The organism is Spirillospora sp. NPDC049652 (assembly GCF_040675125.1).
Taxonomy (GTDB): Bacteria; Actinomycetota; Actinomycetes; order Streptosporangiales; family Streptosporangiaceae; genus Spirillospora.
In genome coordinates this window covers 1-4583 of record NZ_JBFAOF010000589.1, presented here as the reverse complement: position 1 = coordinate 4583, position 4583 = coordinate 1, and the positions used below count along the sequence as shown (strand labels likewise).

3 protein-coding genes and 1 pseudogene are annotated in these 4583 nt (G+C 74.3%); 3 read left to right on the top strand and 1 reads right to left on the bottom strand.

What is annotated here, in order from left to right:
* A pseudogene (locus AB0J52_RS28500) lies at window positions 1-191 on the top strand (ABC transporter ATP-binding protein); the annotation flags it as partial.
* Entirely contained in the window at window positions 188-1042 is an 855-nt protein-coding gene (locus tag AB0J52_RS28495; RefSeq protein WP_500185552.1) for an ABC transporter permease, read from the top strand. The pseudogene AB0J52_RS28500 and the gene AB0J52_RS28495, both read left to right, overlap by 4 nt.
* A 62-nt stretch (window positions 1043-1104) precedes the next feature.
* Here AB0J52_RS28495 and AB0J52_RS28490 read toward each other — a convergent pair whose 3' ends face one another.
* The gene (locus AB0J52_RS28490) at window positions 1105-2721 is read right to left on the bottom strand and encodes an ABC-F family ATP-binding cassette domain-containing protein (RefSeq protein ID WP_500185550.1); all 1617 of its coding nucleotides are present in this window, start codon (window positions 2719-2721) and stop codon (window positions 1105-1107) included.
* 345 nt (window positions 2722-3066) lie between these two features.
* Between AB0J52_RS28490 and AB0J52_RS28485 the strand changes: the two genes are divergently transcribed.
* Window positions 3067-4583 (top strand): ATP-binding protein (locus AB0J52_RS28485; protein WP_500185549.1); only part of this gene is annotated, 1517 nt, incomplete at its 3' end.

The following is a 4583-nucleotide window of genomic DNA, read 5'->3' as shown; positions in this document are numbered from 1 at the left end:
GCGACGGCGTCACCAAGGTCGAGGTCACCGGCGCGCAGGTGCGCGTGTTCGCGCAGGCCGCCGACGGGCTGCTCGGCGAGCTCGTCGCGATCGGCGCGGCCGCCGGGACCGGCGTCACCGACGCCTCCCAGCTGCGGCCCAGCCTGGAGTCCGCCTTCCTCACCCTGACCGGACGGGAGTACCGGGAGTGACCACCGTCTCCACCCCGGCGGGCGCCGCGCCCGCCGTGCGGCCGACGCTGCCGCGCACGTTCCTGGCGATGATGGCCCGCGAGCTGCGGGTGCTGCGCAAGAACTTCGTCGCCACCTTCGCCCGGGTGCTGATCCAGCCGCTGATGTTCGTGTTCGTGTTCTCCTACGTGCTGCCGAAGATCGGCGGCCCCGGGACCGGCGCGATGGCGGCGGCCGGCGGCGGGTCCACCTTCTCCACGGTGCTGGTGCCCGGCCTGGTCGGGTCGGCCGTGGTCATGCAGGCCATGATGGCGGTGATCTTCCCGCTGATGATGGAGCTGAACTGGCAGCGCTCCATCACCGACCGGGCGCTCGCGCCGCTGTCGGTGCCGATGCTGGCCGTCCAGAAGATCACCGCGGCCGGGCTGCAGGCGCTCATCGGCGGGCTCCTGGTCTTCCCGTGCGTGCTGTTCGTGCACGCGTCGGGGCAGGGGCCGGACGTGCACGTCGGCAACTGGGCGACGCTCGTGGCCGTGCTGGTGCTCGGGTCGGCGATGTCGGCGGCGGCCGGGCTGTGGCTCGGCACGCTGATGGACCCGCAGAAGGTGCAGATGATGTTCGCGCTGGTCCTGCTGCCGATGTCGATGCTCGGGTGCGTGTACTACCCGTGGGCGGCGATGGACCACATCCGCTGGCTGCAGATCCTGGTGCTGGCCAACCCGATGGTCTACGTGAACGAGGGGCTGCGCGCCGCGCTCACCCCGCAGGTCGGGCACATGCCGGCGTGGGCCTACCTCGGCGTCCTGGTCGCCGGGACGGTGCTGCTGGGCTGGCTCTCGACCCTGACGTTCACCCGCCGCGTCCTGCAGTAGGACGCGGCGGGCGGGAGCACGGCCGGGCGGGAGACGGCCCGGCTCACAGGAGACGGCCCGGCTCACCAGGAGGCGGCCTCGGTCAGGCCCTCGGTCCGGTCGAGGCGCAGCCGCCGGGTGAGCGAGAGGCCGCGCAGGAACGGCAGGTCGTGGCTGACCACGACGAGCGCGCCCTGGTAGGCGTCGAGGGCCTGGCCGAGCTGCCGGACGCTGGCCATGTCGAGGTTGTTGGTCGGCTCGTCCAGCAGCAGCAGCCGCGGGGCGGGCTCGGCCAGCAGCAGCGACGCCAGCACGGCGCGGAACCGCTCGCCGCCGCTGAGCGTCCCGGCGAGCCGCTCGGCCCGGTCGCCGCGGAACAGGAACCGGGCCAGGCCCGCGCGGACGGTCTGGACCGGGGTGCCGGGCGCGACCGCCCGGACGTTGTCCAGCACGCTCAGGTCGTCGTCCAGCACGTCCAGGCGCTGCGGCAGGTAGCGGACGCCGTCCACGCCCACCTTCACCTCCACTCCCTCCAGCACCCGCTCCCCCGCCAGGGCACGGAGCAGGGTGGTCTTGCCGGAACCGTTCGGCCCGACCAGCGCGATCCGCTCGGGCCCGCGGACGATCAGCTCGTCCAGCGTCGCCGGGACGGGCGCGGGCGCCCGCAGGCCGGTGGCGGTGAGGACCGTGCGGCCCGCCGGGACGCGCGTCGCGGGCAGGTCGATCCTGATCTCGGTGTCCTCGCGGACCAGCTCCTCCGCCTCGGCGAGCCGACCGCGGGCGCCTTCGAGGCGGTCCTCGTGCATCTGGCGGTGCTTGCCCGCCGAGACCTGCTGCTCGCGCTTGCGCTGCTTCATCACCGCCCTCGGCTCGCGTTTCTGCTCGTACATCTTGTGGCCGTACCGGACGCGCCGGGCCAGCTTGGTCTGCGCCTCGACCAGTTCGCGCTTCTGCCTGCGCACGTCGCTCTCGGCCGTGCGGACCATCCGCTCGGCGGCCTCCCGCTCCACCTCGAGGAGTTCCTCGTAGGCGGTGAGGTTGCCTCCGAACATGCGGACGCGGCCATCGCGGAGGTCGGCGGTCTCGTCCATGCGGTCGAGCAGCTCGCGGTCGTGGCTGACCACCACCAGGACCCCGGTCCAGGCGTCCACCGCGTCGTAGAGGCGACGGCGGGCGTCCATGTCGAGGTTGTTGGTCGGCTCGTCCAGCAGCAGCACGTCCGGACGGGCGAGCAGCAGCGCCGCCAGCCCGACCAGGACGGTCTCGCCGCCGGACAGGGTGCCGACCGTCCGGTCGAGACCGAGGTGGTCCAGGCCGAGCCGGTCCAGTTCGGCGCGGGCGCGCTCCTCCACGTCCCAGTCGTCGCCGACCGCGGCGAAGTTCTCCTCGGTGGCCTCGCCGCGCTCGATGGCGTGCAGCGCGGCGCGGGCCGTGGAGATCCCGAGCAGGTCGGCGACCGTCTGGGCGGTGCCGAGCGGGAGGGACTGCGGGAGGTATCCGACGCGGCCGTGCACCGCGACCGATCCGGACGCGGGCCGCAGCTCGCCGGCGGCGAGCTTCAGCAGCGTGGACTTGCCGGAGCCGTTGACTCCGATCAGGCCGGTGCGGCCGGCGCCGAACGCGGCGTCCAGGCCATCGAGGACGACCGTGCCGTCCTGCCAGGCGAAGGTGAGGTCGGAGCAGACGATGGCGTAGGGCATGAGGGCCTCCATGAACGTGCCGGGTGGTGAGCGGGACACATGGAGGCACCGCGGCCGTCGCGCGTCGCGCGCGGGCATGGAAGAGCCCGGCCGGGAAGTCCGCTGAGATCGCTGCGCGTCCTCGCGCCCGTGACGGGCGAGGCGACTGCGCGGTGCCTGCGACCTCAGTTCTTCAAGGGACTTCCTCCACCGGGCGACGTTGTGACGTGTCCAGGTTAGCCGCGCTCCTAATGCAACACAAGTCGCATTAGCGAATTTCTGGGGATTCTCCTCGGATGACCGCGGTGTCCTCGCGCCCGAGAAGGCAGGTGGACGCTCTCCGTCCGTTCTCGGCATGCTTGTCCTGTGAGGAGCGGGGTCTTCGTCGGGCGGACGGCCGAACTCGCCGCGCTGCGCGCCGCCCACGCGCGCGCAGCGGCGGGCGGGATGGCCGTCGCGCTGGTCGCGGCCGAGGCCGGCGGCGGCAAGTCGCGGCTGGTGGAGGAGTTCGTCCGGGACCGGCGCGCGGTGGTCGGCGGCTGCCTGGACCTCGGCGCGGCGAGCCTGCCGTACGCGCCGTTCACCGCGATCCTGCGCCGCCTCGGCCCGGACGCCGTCGCGCGGCTGACGGTCCCGGCGGCGCGGCGCGAGCTGGCCCGGCTGCTGCCCGCGCTCGGCGACGCGGCGGAGGCCGGGGAGTCGGGACAGGTCCGCCTGTTCGAGCACGTGCTGGGGCTGGTCGAGCGGCTCGGCGCGGACGAGCCGATCGTCCTGGTCGTGGAGGACGCGCACTGGGCCGACCGCTCCACCCGTGACCTGCTGACCTTCCTGGTGCGCAACCCGGTGCCCGCCAAGGTGCTGCTGGTCGTCACCTTCCGCGTCGACGAGCCGGAGCCGCGGACCTTGTTCGCGGAGCTGGCCCGGCTCCCCCACGTGACCCGGATCGACCTTCCGCCGCTCACCCGCGCCGAGGTGGCCGAACAGGTCCGCGCGCTGCGCGGTGACGCCGCGCCGGCCCTGGTCCGGGACGTGCACGCGCGCGGCGGAGGTAACCCACTGTTCGTCGAGGCCCTGGCGGAGAGTCCTGGCGAGGCGGTGCCCGGCTCGCTGCGCGATCTGCTGCTCGCCCGGCTGCGCGCGCTGCCGGACGGCGCCCGCGCCGCGGCGCGGGTCGCGAGCGCCGCCGGAGAACGGGTCGGGTACGGCCTGCTCGCGGAGGTCGCGGGCGGCCACGGGCTGGAGGAGGCGCTGCGTCCGGCCGTGGACCGGGGCCTGCTGGTCGCGGACGAGGACGGCTACGCCTTCCGGCACGCGCTGATCCGCGAGGCCGTGCACCTGGACCTGCTGCCGGGCGAGCGCGCGCGGCTGCACCGCCGCTACGCCGAGGCCATCGAGCGGGATCCCGCGCTCGCCGAGGCCCCGGCGAGCGCGCTGGCCGTCCACTGGCACGCCTGCGGCGACCACGCCCGCGCGCTGGAGGCGGCGTGGCGCGCCTCGGAGGAGCGCTCGCGCGCCGCCGCGCACGCCGAGTCCCTGGACCTGCTGCGGCGCGTCCTTGAGTTGTGGGACCGCGTCCCCGACGCCGCGGACCGGATCGGCGCTGACCGCACCGAGGTCATGTGGATGTCGGCGCGCGTCGCGCTGACCGTCGCCGACATCGAGTACGGGATGCGGACCGTCCAGACCCTCCTGGAACTCGCGGAGGCTCCCGAGCACGTCTCGGCACTGCTCAGCCTGCGGGGCATGCTGCGGGGCTTCCTCGGGCAGAGCGACGATCTGGACGACTTCCGCGAGGCCGAGCGCCTGGCCTCCCGGCCGTCCCCGCAGCGCGTGTGGGCGCTCACCCAGCTCAGCGCGCGGCTGTCGGTGCGCGGTGACACCGC

Bases quoted from the DNA above. Each gene is read 5' to 3' on its own strand.
- AB0J52_RS28490 (WP_500185550.1), bottom strand. From the start codon at position 2,721: ATGCCCTACGCCATCGTCTGCTCCGACCTCACCTTCGCCTGGCAGGAC.